The sequence below is a fragment of the Deinococcus gobiensis I-0 genome, from assembly GCF_000252445.1.
GTDB classification, from domain to species: Bacteria; Deinococcota; Deinococci; order Deinococcales; family Deinococcaceae; genus Deinococcus; species Deinococcus gobiensis.
This window is the reverse complement of record NC_017790.1, coordinates 2,658,111-2,675,000: the sequence shown is the minus strand read 5'-3', so window position 1 is coordinate 2,675,000 and position 16,890 is coordinate 2,658,111. Positions and strand designations below refer to the sequence as shown.

Sequence of the window (16,890 nt, the reverse complement as noted above, 5' to 3'; positions counted from 1 at the left end):
GCCGCCGCCTGAACGTGGCCGTGCCCTTCGGGCACCTGAGCGGGCTGTACCACCTGCTGGACACCTTCGACACGGTCAGGGGCGAGGAGGCCTATACGGCTGCGGGGGTCGCGCTGGACGTGGAGGTCTACCCGGAGGACCTGGACGCCTTCGCGGCGGCGCTGCGGGACGCCACGCGCGGGGCAGCGCAGCTGGAAGCCGAGGAGCTGCCTGACGCCTGAAGCTTCCTCAGCGTTTGGGCTGATCCTGGAGCAGGCCGCTGCTTACCGCCTGCCGGGTGATCTGGCCGAGGGCCTGGATGCCGCGCGCCTTGCTCCAGAGGTCGCGGTCGAAGGTGAAGACCTTGCCCGACTGCACGGCGCGCAGCCGCAGCCAGACGGGATTCTTGCCCCAGCTGTCGAGCACGTTGTGTTCACCGGGGTTGACGAGCAGCACCAGGGTCGCGGGGTTGAGGGCCGCGACGCCTTCGAGGTCGAGGCTGTAAAGGTTGTCGTCCTTGCCTGCCGAGGTCGAGAGGTTGGTGCGGCCCAGTCGGCCCATCAGGTCGCCGATGACGCTCTCGCGTGAGTGCAGCACGAACAGGTTCGAGGGCGGCAGCGCGGCCACCAGCAGGCCCCCCGCCCCCTTGTTGGCGAGCAGACGCGACTTGGCGAGGAGCCGGGCCTGTTCGTCGAGCAGGCGCTGCGCCTGGGGTTCGCGGCCCAGCGCCCGGCCCAGGGTGCCCAGGGCGTCGAGCTGGCCCTGGTAGTCGCTGCGGAACACGTTCAGCGAAATCGTCGGGGCGATCTTGGAGAGCTGCGCGTACAGGCCCTTGTGGCGGCCCGTGTCGGCCAGGATCAGGTCGGGCTTGAGGGCCAGGATCTTTTCCAGGCTGGGCTGCGCGCGGGTGCCGATGCTGGGCACGCCCGCGAGCTGCCGGCCCAGGTAGTCGGGCACGTCGGCCTCGCGCGCCCAGCCGACCGGCTTGAGGCCCAGGGCGGCCACGTCGTCGGCGTAGGCGTACTCCAACACCACGACGCGTTTGGGCGTGTTCGGCAGGTCCACGGTGCCCAGATCGTGCTTGATGCTGACGGCCCCGGCCGAGGCCGTGAGGGCAAGGAACAGAGTGAGGAAACTCTTCATCTCCGATAAGGATACTCGGGATTGAAGAGAAGAGGGAGGACGATGCCCGGTCAAGGGTGGAGGTCACGGCGCGCCTCGCCCACGCTCTCTAGACTGTCCATATGACCGCACCAGACGCCGCTCCTGCCTCACATATCCACCTGCCGGACGGCTCCTGCTGCAAGCCCAAGCGTTTCGCCCACCTGCACCAGCACACGCAGTACAGCCTGCTCGACGGCGCCGCCAAGCTCAAGGACCTGCTGAAGTGGGCCAAGGAGGTCACGCCCGAGGGCCAGACCCCGGCGCTGGCGATGACCGACCACGGCAACATGCACGGCGCGGTGCACTTCTACAACTACGCGACCGGCATGGGCGTCAAGCCGATCATCGGGTACGAGGCCTACGTGGTGCCGGGCCAGGGCACCCGCCGCGACCGCACGCGCGGGCAGGACGGCGAGAAGGGCATCTTTCACCTGACGCTGCTGGCCCGCGACTTCGAGGGCTACCAGAACCTGTGCCGCCTGAGCAGCCGGGGCTACACCGAGGGGTATTACTACAAGCCGCGCATCGACCACGAACTGCTTCAGGAGCACCACAAGGGCGTGATCGCCTTCTCGGGCTGCCTGGGGAGCGAGGTGCAGCAACTCCTGATGCAGGGGCGCGAGGCCGACGCCAAGGCGCGGCTGCTGTGGTACCGCGACCTGTTCGGCGAGAACTACTACATCGAGATTCAGGACCACGGCCTGCCCGAGCAGCGCAAGAACAACCCCATCCTGAAGGCCTGGGCGCAGGAACTCGGCATCGGGATGGTGGCGACGAACGACGGCCATTACGTCAAGAAGTCGGACGCGACCGCGCACGAGACGCTGCTCGCCATCCAGACCAAGGCCACGCTGGCCGACGAGAACCGCTTCAAGTTTCCCTGCGACGAGTTCTACGTCAAGGACCTGGAGGAGATGCAGGCGGCCTTGCCGGTGGCCGAATGGGGCGAGGAAGTCTTCGACAACACGGCCATGATCGCCGACCTGTGCAACGTCGAGCTGCCGGTGGGCAAGAAACGCGTGTACCAGATGCCCGCCCTGCCCATCCCCGAGGGCCGCACCATGCCCGAGGAACTGCGCGTGCAGACCTACCGGGGTATGGTCAAGCGCTACCCGGCGCACGCCACCGAAGGGCTGCTGCGCGACTACGCTGCCCGCTCGCTGGCGGAACTGGGCGCAGACGACGCCGCGCGGGTACTGGCGCGGGTGCCGGGCTGCGACGCCGCGAGCTGCGACCTGGAGACGTTGCTGACCCTGCTGGCCTTCCTGGGCAGCGAGTGGGAGGCGCGGGGCAAGGCGGCGGGCGAGAAGTACACGCCCTACCCGGCGCTGGTGAAGATGGAAGAGGAAGCCGTGAGCGGCATCCTGCCCCCCTACGCCTACGAGGACTGCCGCCGCGCGCAGGGCAGGGACAGCGACACGAGCATCGAGCTGGACCCGGACGCCGACGAGGGCGAGACCACGCGCGGCCACCACCGCCACGCCCTGACCATCCTGCGCCGGGCCGAGTACGAGCTGTCGGTCATCAACAACATGGGCTTTCCCGACTACTTCCTGATCGTGGCCGACTACATCAACTGGGCCAAGGACCACGACATCAGCGTGGGGCCGGGACGCGGCTCGGGCGCAGGCAGCCTCGTGGCCTACGCGATGCGGATCACCAACCTCGACCCGCTGGAGTTCGAGCTGCTGTTCGAGCGCTTCCTGAACCCCGACCGCATCTCGATGCCCGACTTCGATATCGACTTCAACGATGCCCGGCGCATGGAGGTCATCGAGTACGTGCGCGGCAAGTACGGCGACGACAAGGTCGCCATGATCGCCACCTTCGGGACGATGGCGAGCAAGGCGTGCCTGAAAGACGTGGCGCGCGTGATGGGTCTGGAATACGCCAAGGTGGACAAGGTCTCCAAGCTCATCCCCATCAAGTTCGGCAAGAGCTACAGCCTGGAGCAGGCGCGCGAGTCGGTCCCGGACATCGCGCAGATGCTGAACGAGGATGCGCAGCTCCTCGAAGCCTACGAGTTCGCGCAGAAACTCGAAGGGCTGACGCGCCACGCCTCGGTGCACGCGGCGGGGGTGGTGATCGGGCGCGACCAGCTCACCGACCTCGTGCCGGTCATGCGCGACACCTCGGGCGAGGGCATGGTCTGCCAGTACGACATGAAGGCCGTCGAGGACATCGGCCTGATCAAGATGGACTTCCTGGGCCTGCGCACCCTGTCCTTCCTCGACGAAGCGCGGCGAATCATGCGCGAGTCGCAGAAGATCGACATCGACTTCGACGCGATTCCCTTCGACGACGAGAAGACCTACGCCCTCATGAGCCGGGGCGACACCAAGGGCGTGTTCCAGCTCGAAGGCGCGGGCATCGCGGACGCCTCGCGCCGCCTCAAGCCCCGGCGTCTGGCCGACATCATCGCGCTCTCGGCGCTGTACCGCCCCGGCCCGATGGAGAACATCCCGACCTACGTGCGCCGCCACCACGGCGTCGAGGACGTGGATTACGTGCGCGACGGCTTCCCGACCTCGGCGCAGTACCTCGAAAAGATCCTGGCCGAAACCTACGGCATCCCCGTGTACCAGGAGCAGATCATGCAGATCGCCTCCGAGGTCGCGGGCTTCTCGCTGGGTGGGGCGGATCTGCTGCGCCGCGCGATGGGCAAGAAGGACGTGGCCGAGATGGCGAAGCAGCGCGACCTGTTCGTCGAGGGCGCGAAGGGCAATGAGGTGCCGAAGGAAGAGGCCAACAAGCTCTTCGACCTGCTGGACGCCTTCGCGAACTACGGCTTCAACAAGTCGCACTCGGCGGCCTACGGGGTCATCACCTACCAGACCGCGTGGCTCAAGGCCAACTACCCGGTCGAGTTCATGGCCGCCCTCTTGACCGTCGAGCGCCGCGACTCGGACAAGGTGGCCGAGTACGTCAGCGACGCCCGCAAGATGGACGTGCGGGTGCTCTCGCCGGACATCAACCGGTCGAGCAGCGACTTTGCCGTGCAGGGCGAGGAAATCCTCTTCGGGCTGTACGCCATCAAGGGGCTGGGCGAGGCGGCGGTGCAGAAGATTCTGGAGGAGCGCGAGCGCGGCGGGGCCTACGCCAGCCTCTCGGACTTCTGCTCGCGCCTGGGCAACAAGGTGTGCAACCGCAAGGCCCTGGAAAGCCTGATCAAGTCGGGGGCCTTCGACGCCTTCGGGGAGCGGCGCCAACTGCTGGAGTCGGTGGACGACGCGCTGGAAGACGCCGCCGGGACCGCCGAGATCAACGCGAAAGCCCAGAGCGGCATGAGCATGATGTTCGGTTTCGAGGAAGTGAAAAAGGAGCGCCCGCTGCGCAGCGGCGTGACCCCCCTGACCGACCTGGAGCGCCTGAAGATCGAGAAGGACGCGCTGGGCCTGTACATCTCCGGGCACCCGCTGGAGCAGCACGAAGGTCTGCGCGAGGCGGCCAGCTGCCGCATCAGCGACCTCGACGCGTGGTTCACCACCCAGAGCGTCGCGCCCGGCAAACGCATCAAGGCGGTGCTGGCGGGCATGATCGAGGGCGTGGTCAAGAAGCCCACCAAGTCGGGCGGCATGATGGCCCGGTTCATCCTGGCCGACGAGTCGGGGCAGACCGAACTCGTGGCCTTCAGCCGCGCCTACGACCGCATTCAGGACAAGCTGGTGAACGACACGCCCGCCCTGGTGATCGTGGAACTGGAGTCCGAGGACGGTGGCCTGCGGGCGATTGCCGAGGAGGTCGTGGGCATCGAGCAGCTGGCCGAGGTGCCCAAGGTCATGTACGTGACGATCGACCTGGAGACGGCCAGCCCGGACGCCGTGGGCGAATTCCAGAGCGTGCTGGACGAGCACGCGGGCAGCATGCCCACCTACCTGCGGCTGGAGACGCCCGAGCAGTTCGTGCTGTACCAGCTCGACCACGGTATGGGCAGCCCGGAGGCGATCCGGGTGCTGAACACGACCTTTGCCTGGGCCTCGGCGTACCTGGCCTACGATCAGCAGACGATTCTGGGCCGGTTCGCGCCCAAACCGCCCGCGTGGATGAACCGGCAGAACGGGAACGGCGGGGGAATGCGGGCGTGACGCGAAAGGCGGCCCCCGCGCAGAGGGAACAGCGGCCTGCCCAGGACGCCGCACAGGTGTAACCAGCGGCCGGGCCCTGCCTCGTCGGGAGCCGGGTGGGGGGGAGGTGCGGGCGGTCCTGTCCGGCGACGCTCCTGGAGAAGCGGCCCGCACTCGGCCGGGCTGACAGCCTCCTCGGGCCTTGCCGGGACGGGCTTTCACGGTCGCCCTCCCCTCCCTCGTCACTTTGTAAGCCCTCGCCTCTTGACACCCGGCCGTTTTGGCGCACAATACGTCTTGTAACCGCTTACAACCTGTCCGGGTCGGCTGTGATCCATCACGTGTGGCCGGTCCTGTGGCCTGGACTGTAACCGCTTACAATGCCCCCTGCCGCCCGAGGTCTGCCCTAATGACGACCATGCCCAAGACGACTGCGCCCAGAGTGCCCCTGCCCAGCCGCCCCACCATCGCCGACGTGGCCCAGGCCGCCGGCGTCAGTACGGGGACGGTCAGCCGGGTCATCAACGGTCACAGCACGGTGGCGCTCGCCACGCGCCAGCGGGTGCAGGAGGTCATGGCCGGCCTAGGGTACGTGCCCGACCCGGCCGCCCGCCACCTGAGCTGGCGCACCGGCCAGACCCTGGGCCTGTCGCTGGACCGCGATGACCCCCGGCTGCACCCCTATCAGGTGCTGTTTCGCCGCGCCCTCGAAGCGCAGACCGCGCCCCAGGGCGTGCAGCTCCTCGACCTGCGCGCCGACCTGAGTGCCCTGGCCCACCTGCCCAGCGCCGTGCTGGTCATGCACGCCATCGACGGCGACCCCCGGCTGGAGTTCCTGCGCCGCGCCGGGGTTCCCGCCGTCCTGATCGGCCACCACCCGGATCTGTCCTGGGTGGCTCCGGACGACGAGGCGGGCGGGGCCACCGCGGCGCAGCACCTGCTGGAAGCCGGTCACCGCGAGCTGGCCTATCTGGGCGACGGCCCCAGCCAGGTCGCCCAGGACCGCCAGCGCGGCTTCGTGCGGGCGGCGCTGGCGGCGGGAGCGGCCGTGCAGGTGATCGCCAGCGACTTCACGGTGCTGGGGGGCTACCGGGCCATGCGCCGCGCCTGGGAGGGCGGTGCGCGCTTTACCGGCCTCTTCGCCCAGAGTGACGAGAGCGCCGCCGGCGCCTGCGCCGCCCTGGAGGACCTGGGCGTGGCCGTGCCCGCCGAGGTCTCGGTGGTGGGCTTCGACGGCCTGCCCGAACTGCCCATCCGCCTGCGCCTGACCACGGTCGCCCAGGACATCGCCCGCATCGCCGACACCGCCCTGACGCTCGTGCAAGAAGCCCTGGCGGGCCAGCCGCCGCGCGGCCAGCTCATTCCCGTTCACCTGCTTCCCGGCGCCACCGTCGCGCCGCCCCCCGGAGGGAACCCATGAAAAAAGCCCTGCTCCTCAGCCTCGCCGTGCTCGCCTCGGGCGCCGTCCACGCCCAGACGGCCAAGACCATCAAGATCAACGGGTACGGGGGCACCGACCAGACGCTGGTCAACGACCTCATCAACCGCTTCGTGAAGCCCGTCATGGCCAAAGACGGCGTGACGGTCGTGTACGAGCCCCTCCAGGGCGACTACAACAAGTCCTTCACGACGCTGCTGGCTGCCGGGAACGCGGGCGACGTGTTCTACCTGCCGGCCGAGACGCTCGACGGCTACGTGACGACCGGCAAGCTGTTGCCGCTCAACGGTCTGGTCTCGACCACGCCCTTCATCAAGAGCCTGAACACGGCCTTTACCCGGAACGGCCGCCTGTACGGCGTCGCCAAGGACTTCAACACCCTGACGCTGGTCTACAACAAGGACCTCTTCGACGAGGCCGGGGTCAAGTACCCCGACAGCACCGACACCTGGGCCACCCTCCAGACCAAGCTGACCACCCTCAAGCAGAAGCTCGGCAACGACTACTACGGCATCTGCCTGTCGCCCAACTTCGACCGCTTCGGGGCCTTCGCCTACGCGGCGGGCTGGAAGCAGTTCGGTGCGGGCGGCAAGACCAACCTCGCCGATCCCAAGTTCGCCCAGGCCTTCAACTGGTACACCGGCCTCGCCAAGAACAAGGTCGGCGTGCAGCCCAGCGAGGTCTCGGCCGACTGGGGCGGCGCGTGCCTCAAGACCGGCAAGGTGGCCGTCGCCATCGAGGGCAACTGGATCGTGAACTTCCTGCGCGACAACGCCCCCAACCTCAAGTTCGGCACGGCGCTGCTGCCCAAGGCCCCCAGTGGCCAGCGCGGCAACTTCCTGTATACGGTGGGCTGGGGCGTGAACTCGGGCACCAAGAACCGCGCGGCGGCCCTCAAGGTGCTGGGCCTGCTCACCAGCCCGCAGGTGCAGCAGTACGTGCTGGAGCAGGGCCTCGCCATTCCCAGCCGCTCGGCCCTGACCAACAACGCCTATTTCAAGAAGACCGACGCCGGCGCGCAGAACAGCCGCCTGACCTTCGACGGGGCCGACGACGGCAACGTGTACGCCTTTACCTTCGGGCCGCAGGGCAGCGACTGGGGCAAACCCATCAACGAGGCCCTGGCCGCCGTCCTGAGCGGGCAGCGCAGCGCCGCCGACGCCCTGAAAAAGGCGCAGGCGGACATGAACACCTTCCAGCGCCGCTGAGCCGGATGGGGGAGAGGCGCGGGCCGCCGGCCTGACCCGGACCCGGGCGTCGGCCGGAGCTTTGTGGGGGGCCGGCCGCGCCCCTCCGGAGGGGAGATACGGGCGCGCCTTTCGGGAGCGTGGCCGCCCGCCGCGCTGCCTGCCCCACCGATTGTTTCTCACCTGCCGGGAGGTGGGCATGTTCAAAAAAGGCCAGACGCCCACGGCGCTGCTGTTTCTCGCGCCCTTCCTGCTGACCGTGCTGGTGTTCTTCTTCTACGCCTTCGCGCGGGCGGCGTACTATTCGCTCACCGACTTCAATCTGTTCAACACGCCGCGCCTGATCGGCTTCAAGCCCTACGCCGACGTGCTGGCCGATCCCTCGTTCCGGCGGGCGCTGTCCAACAGCCTGATCTTCGCGCTCGTCACCACGACCCTCCAGACGGTGCTGGCCCTGCTGATGGCGGTGGCGCTCAACAGCCGCATCCGGGGCCTGACCTTCTTCCGCTCGGCGTGGTACATGCCCAGCATCACGAGTTCGGTGGTCATCACCCTGATCTTCCTGTGGCTGTTCCAGCGCCGGGGGATCGCCAACTACCTCATCACGCAGGCGCAGACCTACGCGCCCTACGCGCTGACCTTCGTGGGCGTGCTGGCGCTCGCGCAGGTCGCCCAGGTGCTGTGGGAGCGTTCGCGGCGGCTGCCGGCCGGCTGGCTGGACCCGGCGCTGGCGGCCGTGAGCGCCCTCGTGGCCCTGGCCGTGACCTTCGGGCTGCACTGGGCGGGCGTGGTCGGCGCGCGTGAGGTCCAGCCCTTCGACTACCAGTACTTCGCCGACAAGTGGATCAGCGTGGGCGGGGTGCGGGTGCTGAGCATTCCGCTGCTCGTGGTCATCATCCAGAACACCTTCACGACCGTGCCCACGCTGATGCTGTTTTTCCTCGCGGGTCTCCAGAGCATTCCCGGGGCGCTGTACGAGGCGGCCGACATCGACGGCGCCACGCCCTTCCAGAAACTCACGCGCATCACCGTGCCCATGCTGCGGCCCGTGACCTTCTACGTGGTCACGGTGGGCCTCATCGGCACCATGCAGATGTTCGACCAGGTGGCCGTCATCGGCAACGCCGCGCCGGGCGACACCCTCATCACGCTGGCGTACTACGTCTACACCAACACCTTCCAGGCGGGGGCCGCGCCCGTGAACATGGCCTCGGCGGCGGCGATCCTGCTCGCGCTGATCATCCTGGTGATGGTGTTCATCCAGCGCAGGTTCTTCCCGGCGGAGGCCTCGTGACGGCGCTTCCCCGCGAAACGCCGGCCCCCGACCAGACGCGCTGGCTGGCGCGGCGGCGCTGGGCGCGGGCCGGGTGGCTCTACGCCTTCATGCTGCTGATGAGCTTCTTTTTCCTGGGCCCCTTCCTGATGGGCGTGCTGAGCAGCCTCAAGGACGACCCCAACGAGTATCCGCCCCGGCTGGTCATTCCGCAGCTCTCGGGCGCGCCGGTGCGGCAGGCCTACGCCCTGGGCGTGCAGGGGTCGGGCGACGGCTGGTCCGGTGGCCTGCGCCCCGGCCGCCCCGTGACCTTCGAGGTCCGCGTGGCCTCGCCGCCCGGCGCGCCGCAGGAGGCCCCGGCGGTGGCCCTCTTTCCGTACCAGCCGGTGAGTCTCGTGGCGACCACGCGTTTCGCCCAGGCGCGCGACTTCGCCCAGGTGCGCACCGAGCAGGTCGGGCAGGAAGGCGACGTGCGGCGCTACCGTATCACCGTCACCTCGCCGGCCCTCACCCGCCAGAGTGGCGACCTCGTGCAGGCGGTGCTGGCCGCGCCCGCCGCCGACGGCACGCTGCGGGCGACGGTGGGCGGCCGGGCGGTGCCGGTCACGCTCGACACGCCGGAGGCCCAGGCGCAGCAGTTCAACCTGGTGGCCTCGCAGCCGGTCGAACTCGCGCGGGTGGGGGAGGCCTACTACCTGCGCGGCCCGACCTTCGTGCGCACGCCGCTTCAGGTGGACGTGGCGCGCGGCCAGAGCATCGTGGGCAGCACCCTGCCGCCCAGCGACCGCCAGAACTTCGGGCGTTCCTTCGCCTTCCGCAACGTGACGCCGGGCATTCTGGGTTACACCTTCAACAACTACCGCCGCGCCTTCGACGAGACGGTCAACCCGCAGACCGGCCGCAGCCTGTTCTTTTCGTGGATCTTCAATTCGTTCCTGTACGCCTTCTTGCGGGTGGTCACGGCCATCCTGGTGTGCTCGCTGGCGGGCTACGCGCTGGCGCGGCTGAATTTTGCGGGCAGAGCGGCGGTGTTCTTCGTGGCGGTCCTGTTCGTGCAGATGGTGCCGGGGCAGGTCAACCTCGTCAGCAACTACGTGCTGCTGCGCGACCTGGGGCTGCTCAACCTGTGGGGCCTGTGGCTCAACGGCGCGGTGGCGCTCGCGGGCGGCACCTTCCTGATGCGCCAGTTCTTCGAGGGCCTGCCGCGCGAGCTGGAGGAATCGGCGGCCATCGACGGCGCGGGACCGGCCACCACCTTCTTCCGGGTGATGCTGCCGCAGGTGGGGCCGTCCCTGGTCGCGCTGTCCATCACCCAGTTCCAGGGCGCGTGGAACGATTTCTTCTGGCCGCTGGTCATCCTGCGCCAGAACACGGACTACACCCTCACGGTGGGGCTGTCGAGTTTCCAGGGCCTGTACGGCGGCCAGGGCGACTACGGCCTGATCCTGGCGGGGGCGGTCCTGAGTGCGCTGCCGGTCATCCTCATCTTCGTGGTGTTCCAGCGGTATTTCGTGGATACCGGGGCCGACAGCGCGGTCAAGGGGTGAGCTGGGGCGGTGGCGGGGGGAAACGCTGAGGCGAAGGTCTGACCCGTCCGGCTTCCCGGCGACCCGGCTGCCCCCTCCCACTTTCTCCACCGGTCACTCCCGATTTCCTACCTTTCAAGCGTTCTCAGGTTCTCAGACAAGGATTTCAACGATGCTCAGTACCCGCACGGTTCTCAAGGAAAACGACCTCTATCTGGTGGGCGACGCTGGCTACGCCGTGGCACAGGGCGAGAGTGGCCTGTACCGCCGCGACACCCGCTACCTGCGCCGCTACGAGTGGCGGCTGGACGGCGAGCGGCCCCAGACCCTGGCGCAGCAGGAACGCTATCCCTTCTGGCTGCACGAGCAGAGCGCGAACGCCGACGTGGGGTACACCATGAAGGTGGGCCTGCGCCGCGACCTGACCGTCAGCGCGACCGAACTGCGCGACGACCTGACCGTCACCCGCTACGTGGGCGAGGGCCCGCACGAACTGGCGCTGTTCCTGTCGGCCGACTTCGTGGACATGTTCGAGGTGCGCGGCTGGCCGGATGGCCTGGGGACGCGCGCCGTGGAAGTGCAGGCTGCTGGGGGCGGCGTGGACTTCGCGTACACGGCGCAGGACGGGCTGCGTGTGCGCGCCGCCGTGCGGGCCTCGCCCCCCGCCACCTGGGACGGCGAGGCGTTGCGCTGGACGCTGGGTGAGGACGTGACCCGGGTGCGGGTCAGCGTCTTTCCGCTGGAGGGCGACGAGACGCCCACGCCCGGCGACCCGCAGGCCCTGGCCGCCGAGTACGACGCCCTGAGCGCGCGGCTGGCCCCGGCCTGGGCGGGCCTGGACCCGGAGGACGCCGCCGTCGTGCGCCGCAGCGTGCAGGACCTGCGCAGCCTGAGTTTCCGCACACCGCAGGGGGCCTTTCCGGCGGCGGGGCTGCCCTGGTTCGTGGCGCCCTTCGGCCGCGACAGCATGATCATCGCGCTGATGGTCCACCGTCACCTGCCCGAGCTGGCCCTGACGGTGGCGCGCTACCTCGCGGCGCACCAGGGCCAGGGCTACGACCCCGTGACCCTGGAGCAGCCCGGCAAGATCCTGCACGAGATGCGCGTGGGCGAGCTGACCCGCACCGGCCGTACGCCCCACCGCCCCTACTACGCGACCGCCGATGCCACGCCGCTGTTCGTGTGGCTGGTCGGCGAGCTGAGCGCCGAACACCCCGAACTGGCCGCCGAGCTGCGCCCCCACTGGGAGGCGGCCCTGGGCTGGCTCCTGAGCGACGGCGACCCCGACGGCGACGGCCTGATCGAGTACACGCCCGACCCCGGCGGCATCACCAACGCGGTCTGGAAGGACAGTGGCGACAGCACCTTCACCGAGGACGGTGAAGACGTGAGCGGTCACGTCGCCGTGATCGAGGTGCAGGGCTACGCCTACGCCGCCTACCGCGCCGCCGCCGACCTCTACCGCCTGCTGGGCGAGCCGGAGCGCGCCCCCGAGTGGGAGGCCCGCGCCGAGCGGCTGCGCGGGCAGGTGCAGGAGGCCTTCTGGTGGCCCGAGCGCGGGTATTACGCCCACGGCCTGAACGGCGACAAGCGGCCCCTGCGCGTGCTCGTGAGCAACCCGGCGCATACCCTCTGGACCGGCCTGTTCGCCCCAGAGCATGCCGCTCAGGTGGCGCGCGTGGCCCTGGAACCCGAACTGTGGAGCGGCTGGGGCGTCCGGACGCTGGGCGAGGGGCAGCCGCGCTACAACCCGGTGTCGTACCACAACGGCAGCGTGTGGCCGCACGACACCGCCGCCGCCGCGCTGGGCATGGCCCGCTACGGCCTGCACGCCGAGGCTGCGCAGGTGGCGCGCGCCCTGTTCGGTGCGGCGCGCGCCGCCGACGACCGGCGCCTGAGCGAACTGTTCGCGGGCTTCGGGCGTGAGCCGGGGCTGGGGCCGGTGCCCTACCCCGCCGCCTGCCACCCGCAGGGCTGGGACGCGGCCATCGGGCTGGCCCTGGCCCCGCTGCTGCGCATGGCGCGCGGGGAGGTCGCGGGCTGAGGCCGGGGAAGGGGACGGGCTACACCTTCCCTAAATCCCGCCTCACCCACCCGGGTGGGCCGCGCCCTCAGACTGGGGTCTATGCTCGATAACATTCTGGACACCGTGCGCCGTGGGGCCGAGAAGGTGCAGCGCCGGGGCGAGGAGGTCGCCCAGGTCGCCCGCCTGCGCATGGAGGTCTTTCAGCTCGGGCGCGAACTCGACGGCACCTACGGCCGCCTGGGCCGCGCGTACCACGGCGGCGCGCAGCCGGACCAGATGGCCGAGGTCCAGGTCGAAATCCGGCGGCTGGAGGGCGAAATCCAGGCCCGCGAGCGCCTGATCGCCGAGCTGGGCAGCGTGCCCGACGAGGCGGGAACCGTGCGGGTCGAGCCGGACTATCCGGTGGCGACGCCGACCGCGACCGCCGCTCCCAGGACTGCCCCCAACGTACCCGCCGCCGTGCCCCACCCCGGCCAGGAGGTTTCCATGACCAAGAACGACGTGCCCACCACCCCCGACCCCACCATGCAGCACAGCGACGAGCGTCTCGTGCCCGGCGACAAGACCGCCAGCCAGGGCAACGAGGCCGCCCGCGACGAGATGGTGCGCCACCGCGAGAGTGTCGACGAGGGCAAGGCCGCCAGCAAGAATCCCGACCCGCTGGACCTCTGAGCCCCGGCACCTTCTGATCCCCGCTCCGGCGGGATTTTTTATGGTCTTCAGGCCAGCAGCTCGGCCCCGTGCGCCCGCAGCCAGGCCCGCTGCGCCCGGTGGTCCGGCATCAGGCGGGCGACGTGCGCCCAGTAGCGCGGCGAGTGGTTGAGTTCCAGCAGGTGCGCGGCCTCGTGCAACGCGACGTACTCCAGCACGGGCAGTGGCGCGGCGCTCAGCGCCCAGTGCAGGCGGATGTCGCCGCGCGCCGTGCAACTGCCCCAGCGGCTGCGCGTGTCGCTGACCCTGACTGTACCCAGGCGGTCCAGGGCGCCCAGCCGCGCGGCGAAGTCGCGGACCAGCCGCGTGTACGGCTCCGGCGTGGCCGCGCGTCGCCACGCCTGGACCTGCGCCGCCAGCCCGGCGGGGTCGGCAGCCAGGAGACGCAGTTCATGGCCTACCCGTACGGGCTGGGTCAGTCCCGGCACTGCGCGCAAGGTCAGCATTTCGCCCAGGAAGGAAATAGGCGCGCCGTCACTGGGTAAAGGGGTGGGCGGCGCGGCGGCGACCTGCGCCTGCCGGTCCAGGTGGTGCGCCAGCCAGTCGCGCTTGGCCTCGACGAAGGCGCGGATGGTGGTCTCGGGCAGCCGGGTGGGGGCGTAAGCCGTGACCACGCCGCCGCGCACCTGAAGGGCCAGGGTCCGGCGGCGGGCGCTGCGCCGCAGCACGACGCGCAGGCCGGCGACGGTGAGGGTGGGTGGGGGGGCCGACATGTGCCCAGCAGAGCGCGGCGCGGTGGGCAGCGTCAAGGCGCGGGGTCGCAAGAGAGGAGGGACGCGGCGCCGCACTGGCCCGCGTCCCTCCTGCACCGCGCTCAGAGCTGGTTGTAGGGAACGTTCAGGGTGTCGCAGTTGTTGGGGTTGCCCGACTGGAAGCCCTTGTTGAACCAGTTGACGCGCTGCTGGCTGCTGCCGTGCGTGAACGAGTCCGGCACGACGCGGCCCTGCCCGGCGCGTTGCAGCGTGTCGTCGCCGATGGCCGAGGCGGTGCTCAGGGCCTCGCGGATGTCCTGCTGGGTCAGGTTGGCGGCCTCGCTGCCGCGCACCTTGTTGCCCCATACGCCTGCGAAGCAGTCGGCCTGAAGTTCCAGGCGCACGCTGTAGCTGTTGGCCTCGGCCTCGCTGCGGGCGGCGCGCTGCTTGCGCTCGACCTGATCGGCGATGCCCAGTTCGTTCTGAACGTGGTGCCCGACCTCGTGGGCGATCACATAGGCGTAGGCGAAGTCGCCGCCGCCGCCGAGCCGCTGCTGCATGGTGTTGAAAAAACCGGTGTCCAGGTACACCTTGCTGTCCAGAGGGCAGTAGAACGGCCCCACCGCGCTGCTGGCCTGCCCGCAGGCGGTCTGCACGCCGCCGCTGAACAGCACCAGCTTGGGTTTGGTGTACTGCCGGTCGGACTGCTTGAAGATGCCCGTCCAGACCTGATCGGTGCTGCCCAGGATACGGCTGACGAACTGGTAGCTTTCGTCCTTGGTCCCGCTCTGGGTCTGGCCCCCCTGGGTCTGCGTCTGTGTCTGAGGCTGCGTCTGCTGGCCCGAATTGCCCCCGCCCAGGATCACGCTGGGGTCAATGCCGAAAAACAGCGCCACCACCGCGATGATCAGGCCCCCGATACCGCCGATGGCGAGCCCGCCGCCGGGCAGGCCCCCACCACCGCGCCGGTCTTCCACATTGCCGCTTTCCGGAAGATTTTTCCAATCCATGAGGATGTCAGTGCTCCTTTTCGGCCCTGCGCCGGGGCCTCCGCTGCGCGCTGGCAGGTCGGGCGGCCACGCTGCGGCGCGGGTATCTCCAGTCTAGGACTCTGTGTCTGACGCCACCTTTAAGGAGAATGCACCGAACGTTGCGATTTGCGGGATGCAGGGGCCTCAGTGGCCATGGAAGGGGCAGCCGGTCGCCGCAGCGGCGGGTGCCGGGGCCTCCCAGCGGGCGGGCGGCCGCACGAAGTTGGGCGACTCCTCGCGCGACTTGTAGCGTTGTCCCCACACCGGGGTCGTCGCGGGCGAGAGCGGCGGGATGAGCCAGGACCACTTGGCGCGTACCTCGCGCCCGGCGCGCGCCTCGCGTTCCTCGAAGCGCCGGAAGTGCCGCGTGACCGTGTGGTGGTCGGCGATCTTGACCCCGGCCTCCTCGAAAGAATGCAGGGTCGCCACGTTCAGCTCGACCAGCGCGCGGTCGCGCCACAGCGTGCGCTCGCGCGAGGTGTCCAGGCCCAGGGCGCGCGCCACCGCCGGCAGCTGGTCGTAGCGGTCGGCGTCGGCGAGGTTGCGCGCGGCGATCTCGGTCTGCACGTACCAGCCGCTGAAGGGCGCGCACGCCAGGCTCAGCCCGCCGACCTCCAGGCTCATGTCGCTGATGACCGGCAGCGCGTGCCAGCGCAGCCCCAGCTCGCCCACCGCCGGGCAGTCGGGGTGGGTCAGCGCGACCTCCTGCACGGCCTGGGGCGGCAGCGTGAACAGCCGGAGCTGTCCGGCCGACTCAATGGCCAGCGGCAGTACGTCGAAGGGGGTGCCGGGGCCGCCCGCCCAGCCCAGCGTGCGCAGCCAGTCGGTCAGGGCGAGGTTGGCCGGGTCGCCGACCACGCCTCCCGGAGTGCCCGGCTGCCGGTACGCCGCGTAGCGGATGAGCTGCGGGTTGTGCACGCGCACCCCCGGCCCGAACACGCTCATGAGCGGGCGCAGATGCCCGCCGTGAAAGGCGTCTTCCAGGTGGGCACACAGGTGCGCGAAGACCTCCTCGTGGGCGGTGACGTGACGCAGGTCACGCACCTCCAGCGCCTCCCAGTACAGCCGCCCCACGCAGCGGGTCGAGTTGCGCCACGCCACCCGGCCCCCGTATTCGAGTTCCCCGGCGCTCAGGGTATAGCTGCCGGTGCGGGTCAGCTCGTCCCGGACGGCGCGCAGCCGGTCGTCCAGGCCCTCCAGCGCGCGCTCGGCGTACATGCCGCTCAGGAACCGTTCCGCCTCTCGCAGCAGGGCCGGGGGGGTCAGGGTCATCCTGCGAGGCTAGCGCCGCCGCCTCTGCGGGAATGTCCCGCCGTCAGGGTTCGGGGGAGTGCCCCCAGGTGGGGGAAGGCCACAGCCGGAGCAGGGAACTGCCTACTCGCCGTGCAGGGTGAGCACCAGCGAGCGCGCCCCACCCCGGTCGCGGTGTTCGCACAGGTACAGGCCCTGCCAGGTGCCCAGGACGAGGCGGCCCGCGCCCACCGGCAGGGTCAGGCTGCTGCCCAGCACGCTCGCCTTGATGTGGGCGGCCATGTCGTCGTCGCCCTCCAGGGTGTGCTTGAATTCGGGCCAGCCGTCGGGCACCGCGTGATTGAAGTACCGCTCGAAGTCGCGCCGCACGTCGGGCGAGGCGTTCTCGCTGACCGTCAGGGCGGCCGAGGTGTGCCCGATAAAGACGTGCAGCAGCCCCGTGCCCACCTGCCCCAGTTCGGGCAGGGCGGCGAGCACCTCGCGGGTGATGAGGTGAAAGCCGCGCGGGTACGGGCGCAGGGTCACTCGGCGCTGGAGCCACATGCCGT

The 16,890-nt window shown here is 69.8% G+C and carries 13 protein-coding genes (1 of these 13 cut by a window edge); 8 read left to right on the top strand and 5 right to left on the bottom strand.

Annotated elements, in window-relative coordinates:
- Nucleotides 1–221: the 3' end of an IMPACT family protein gene (locus DGO_RS12685; RefSeq protein ID WP_226991369.1), read on the top strand. Its footprint begins 433 nt before the window's first position; only the last 221 of its 654 coding nucleotides appear in the window; the start codon falls outside the window, past its left edge; its stop codon occupies nt 219–221.
- A 7-nt stretch (nt 222–228) separates the two neighbouring features.
- Here DGO_RS12685 and DGO_RS12680 read toward each other — a convergent pair whose 3' ends face one another.
- Nucleotides 229–1,122, bottom strand: a complete 894-nt coding sequence (locus DGO_RS12680; RefSeq protein WP_043802371.1) for an ABC transporter substrate-binding protein — start codon at nt 1,120–1,122, stop codon at nt 229–231.
- Nucleotides 1,123–1,223: 101 nt separating this feature from the next.
- Between DGO_RS12680 and dnaE the strand changes: the two genes are divergently transcribed.
- The 7 genes from dnaE to DGO_RS21160 all read left to right on the top strand — a co-directional run bounded on the left by dnaE (nt 1,224) and on the right by DGO_RS21160 (nt 13,329).
- Complete coding sequence (dnaE, locus tag DGO_RS12675; protein ID WP_014685920.1) at nt 1,224–5,228, top strand: DNA polymerase III subunit alpha; 4,005 nt, start codon at nt 1,224–1,226, stop codon at nt 5,226–5,228.
- Between the two features lie 397 nt (nt 5,229–5,625).
- Nucleotides 5,626–6,627, top strand: a complete 1,002-nt coding sequence (locus DGO_RS12670) for a LacI family DNA-binding transcriptional regulator (RefSeq protein ID WP_145975327.1) — start codon at nt 5,626–5,628, stop codon at nt 6,625–6,627.
- Nucleotides 6,624–7,853, top strand: a complete 1,230-nt coding sequence (locus DGO_RS12665; protein ID WP_014685918.1) for an ABC transporter substrate-binding protein — start codon at nt 6,624–6,626, stop codon at nt 7,851–7,853. Before DGO_RS12670 ends, DGO_RS12665 begins: the two co-directional genes overlap by 4 nt.
- 178 nt (nt 7,854–8,031) lie before the next feature.
- On the top strand, nt 8,032–9,126 hold the full coding sequence (locus DGO_RS12660; RefSeq protein WP_014685917.1) for a carbohydrate ABC transporter permease: 1,095 nt from the start codon (nt 8,032–8,034) through the stop codon (nt 9,124–9,126).
- Nucleotides 9,123–10,652 carry a carbohydrate ABC transporter permease gene (locus DGO_RS12655; RefSeq protein WP_014685916.1) on the top strand — a complete coding sequence of 510 codons (1,530 nt, stop codon included), beginning with the start codon at nt 9,123–9,125 and terminating at the stop codon, nt 10,650–10,652. Before DGO_RS12660 ends, DGO_RS12655 begins: the two co-directional genes overlap by 4 nt.
- Before the next feature lie 151 nt (nt 10,653–10,803).
- Nucleotides 10,804–12,675 carry a glycogen debranching N-terminal domain-containing protein gene (locus DGO_RS12650; RefSeq protein ID WP_014685915.1) on the top strand — a complete coding sequence of 624 codons (1,872 nt, stop codon included), beginning with the start codon at nt 10,804–10,806 and terminating at the stop codon, nt 12,673–12,675.
- Nucleotides 12,676–12,756: 81 nt separating this feature from the next.
- Entirely contained in the window at nt 12,757–13,329 is a 573-nt protein-coding gene (locus DGO_RS21160) for a hypothetical protein (protein WP_014685914.1), read from the top strand.
- A 47-nt stretch (nt 13,330–13,376) separates the two neighbouring features.
- Here the strand turns inward: DGO_RS21160 and DGO_RS12640 are convergent, their stop codons facing one another.
- The 4 genes from DGO_RS12640 to DGO_RS12625 all read right to left on the bottom strand — a co-directional run bounded on the left by DGO_RS12640 (nt 13,377) and on the right by DGO_RS12625 (nt 16,885).
- Nucleotides 13,377–14,081, bottom strand: coding sequence for a M48 family metallopeptidase (locus DGO_RS12640; protein WP_043802362.1), 705 nt, complete (start codon nt 14,079–14,081; stop codon nt 13,377–13,379).
- A 101-nt stretch (nt 14,082–14,182) separates the two neighbouring features.
- Nucleotides 14,183–15,070 (bottom strand): KPN_02809 family neutral zinc metallopeptidase, encoded by an 888-nt coding sequence (gene ypfJ / locus DGO_RS12635; RefSeq protein ID WP_014685912.1) that lies wholly within the window; start codon nt 15,068–15,070, stop codon nt 14,183–14,185.
- A 165-nt stretch (nt 15,071–15,235) separates the two neighbouring features.
- Entirely contained in the window at nt 15,236–16,363 is a 1,128-nt protein-coding gene (locus DGO_RS12630; RefSeq protein ID WP_043802358.1) for a nitric oxide synthase oxygenase, read from the bottom strand.
- Between the two features lie 102 nt (nt 16,364–16,465).
- Nucleotides 16,466–16,885, bottom strand: coding sequence for a secondary thiamine-phosphate synthase enzyme YjbQ (locus DGO_RS12625; RefSeq protein ID WP_014685910.1), 420 nt, complete (start codon nt 16,883–16,885; stop codon nt 16,466–16,468).
- Nucleotides 16,886–16,890 lie beyond the last annotated feature (5 nt).

Bases quoted from the DNA above. Each gene is read 5' to 3' on its own strand.
- DGO_RS12680 (WP_043802371.1), bottom strand. From the start codon at position 1,122: ATGAAGAGTTTCCTCACTCTGTTCCTTGCCCTCACGGCCTCGGCCGGG.
- dnaE (WP_014685920.1), top strand. From the start codon at position 1,224: ATGACCGCACCAGACGCCGCTCCTGCCTCACATATCCACCTGCCGGAC.
- DGO_RS12670 (WP_145975327.1), top strand. From the start codon at position 5,626: ATGCCCAAGACGACTGCGCCCAGAGTGCCCCTGCCCAGCCGCCCCACC.
- DGO_RS12665 (WP_014685918.1), top strand. From the start codon at position 6,624: ATGAAAAAAGCCCTGCTCCTCAGCCTCGCCGTGCTCGCCTCGGGCGCC.
- DGO_RS12660 (WP_014685917.1), top strand. From the start codon at position 8,032: ATGTTCAAAAAAGGCCAGACGCCCACGGCGCTGCTGTTTCTCGCGCCC.
- DGO_RS12650 (WP_014685915.1), top strand. From the start codon at position 10,804: ATGCTCAGTACCCGCACGGTTCTCAAGGAAAACGACCTCTATCTGGTG.
- DGO_RS21160 (WP_014685914.1), top strand. From the start codon at position 12,757: ATGCTCGATAACATTCTGGACACCGTGCGCCGTGGGGCCGAGAAGGTG.
- DGO_RS12640 (WP_043802362.1), bottom strand. From the start codon at position 14,081: ATGTCGGCCCCCCCACCCACCCTCACCGTCGCCGGCCTGCGCGTCGTG.
- ypfJ (WP_014685912.1), bottom strand. From the start codon at position 15,070: ATGGATTGGAAAAATCTTCCGGAAAGCGGCAATGTGGAAGACCGGCGC.
- DGO_RS12630 (WP_043802358.1), bottom strand. From the start codon at position 16,363: ATGACCCTGACCCCCCCGGCCCTGCTGCGAGAGGCGGAACGGTTCCTG.
- DGO_RS12625 (WP_014685910.1), bottom strand. From the start codon at position 16,885: ATGTGGCTCCAGCGCCGAGTGACCCTGCGCCCGTACCCGCGCGGCTTT.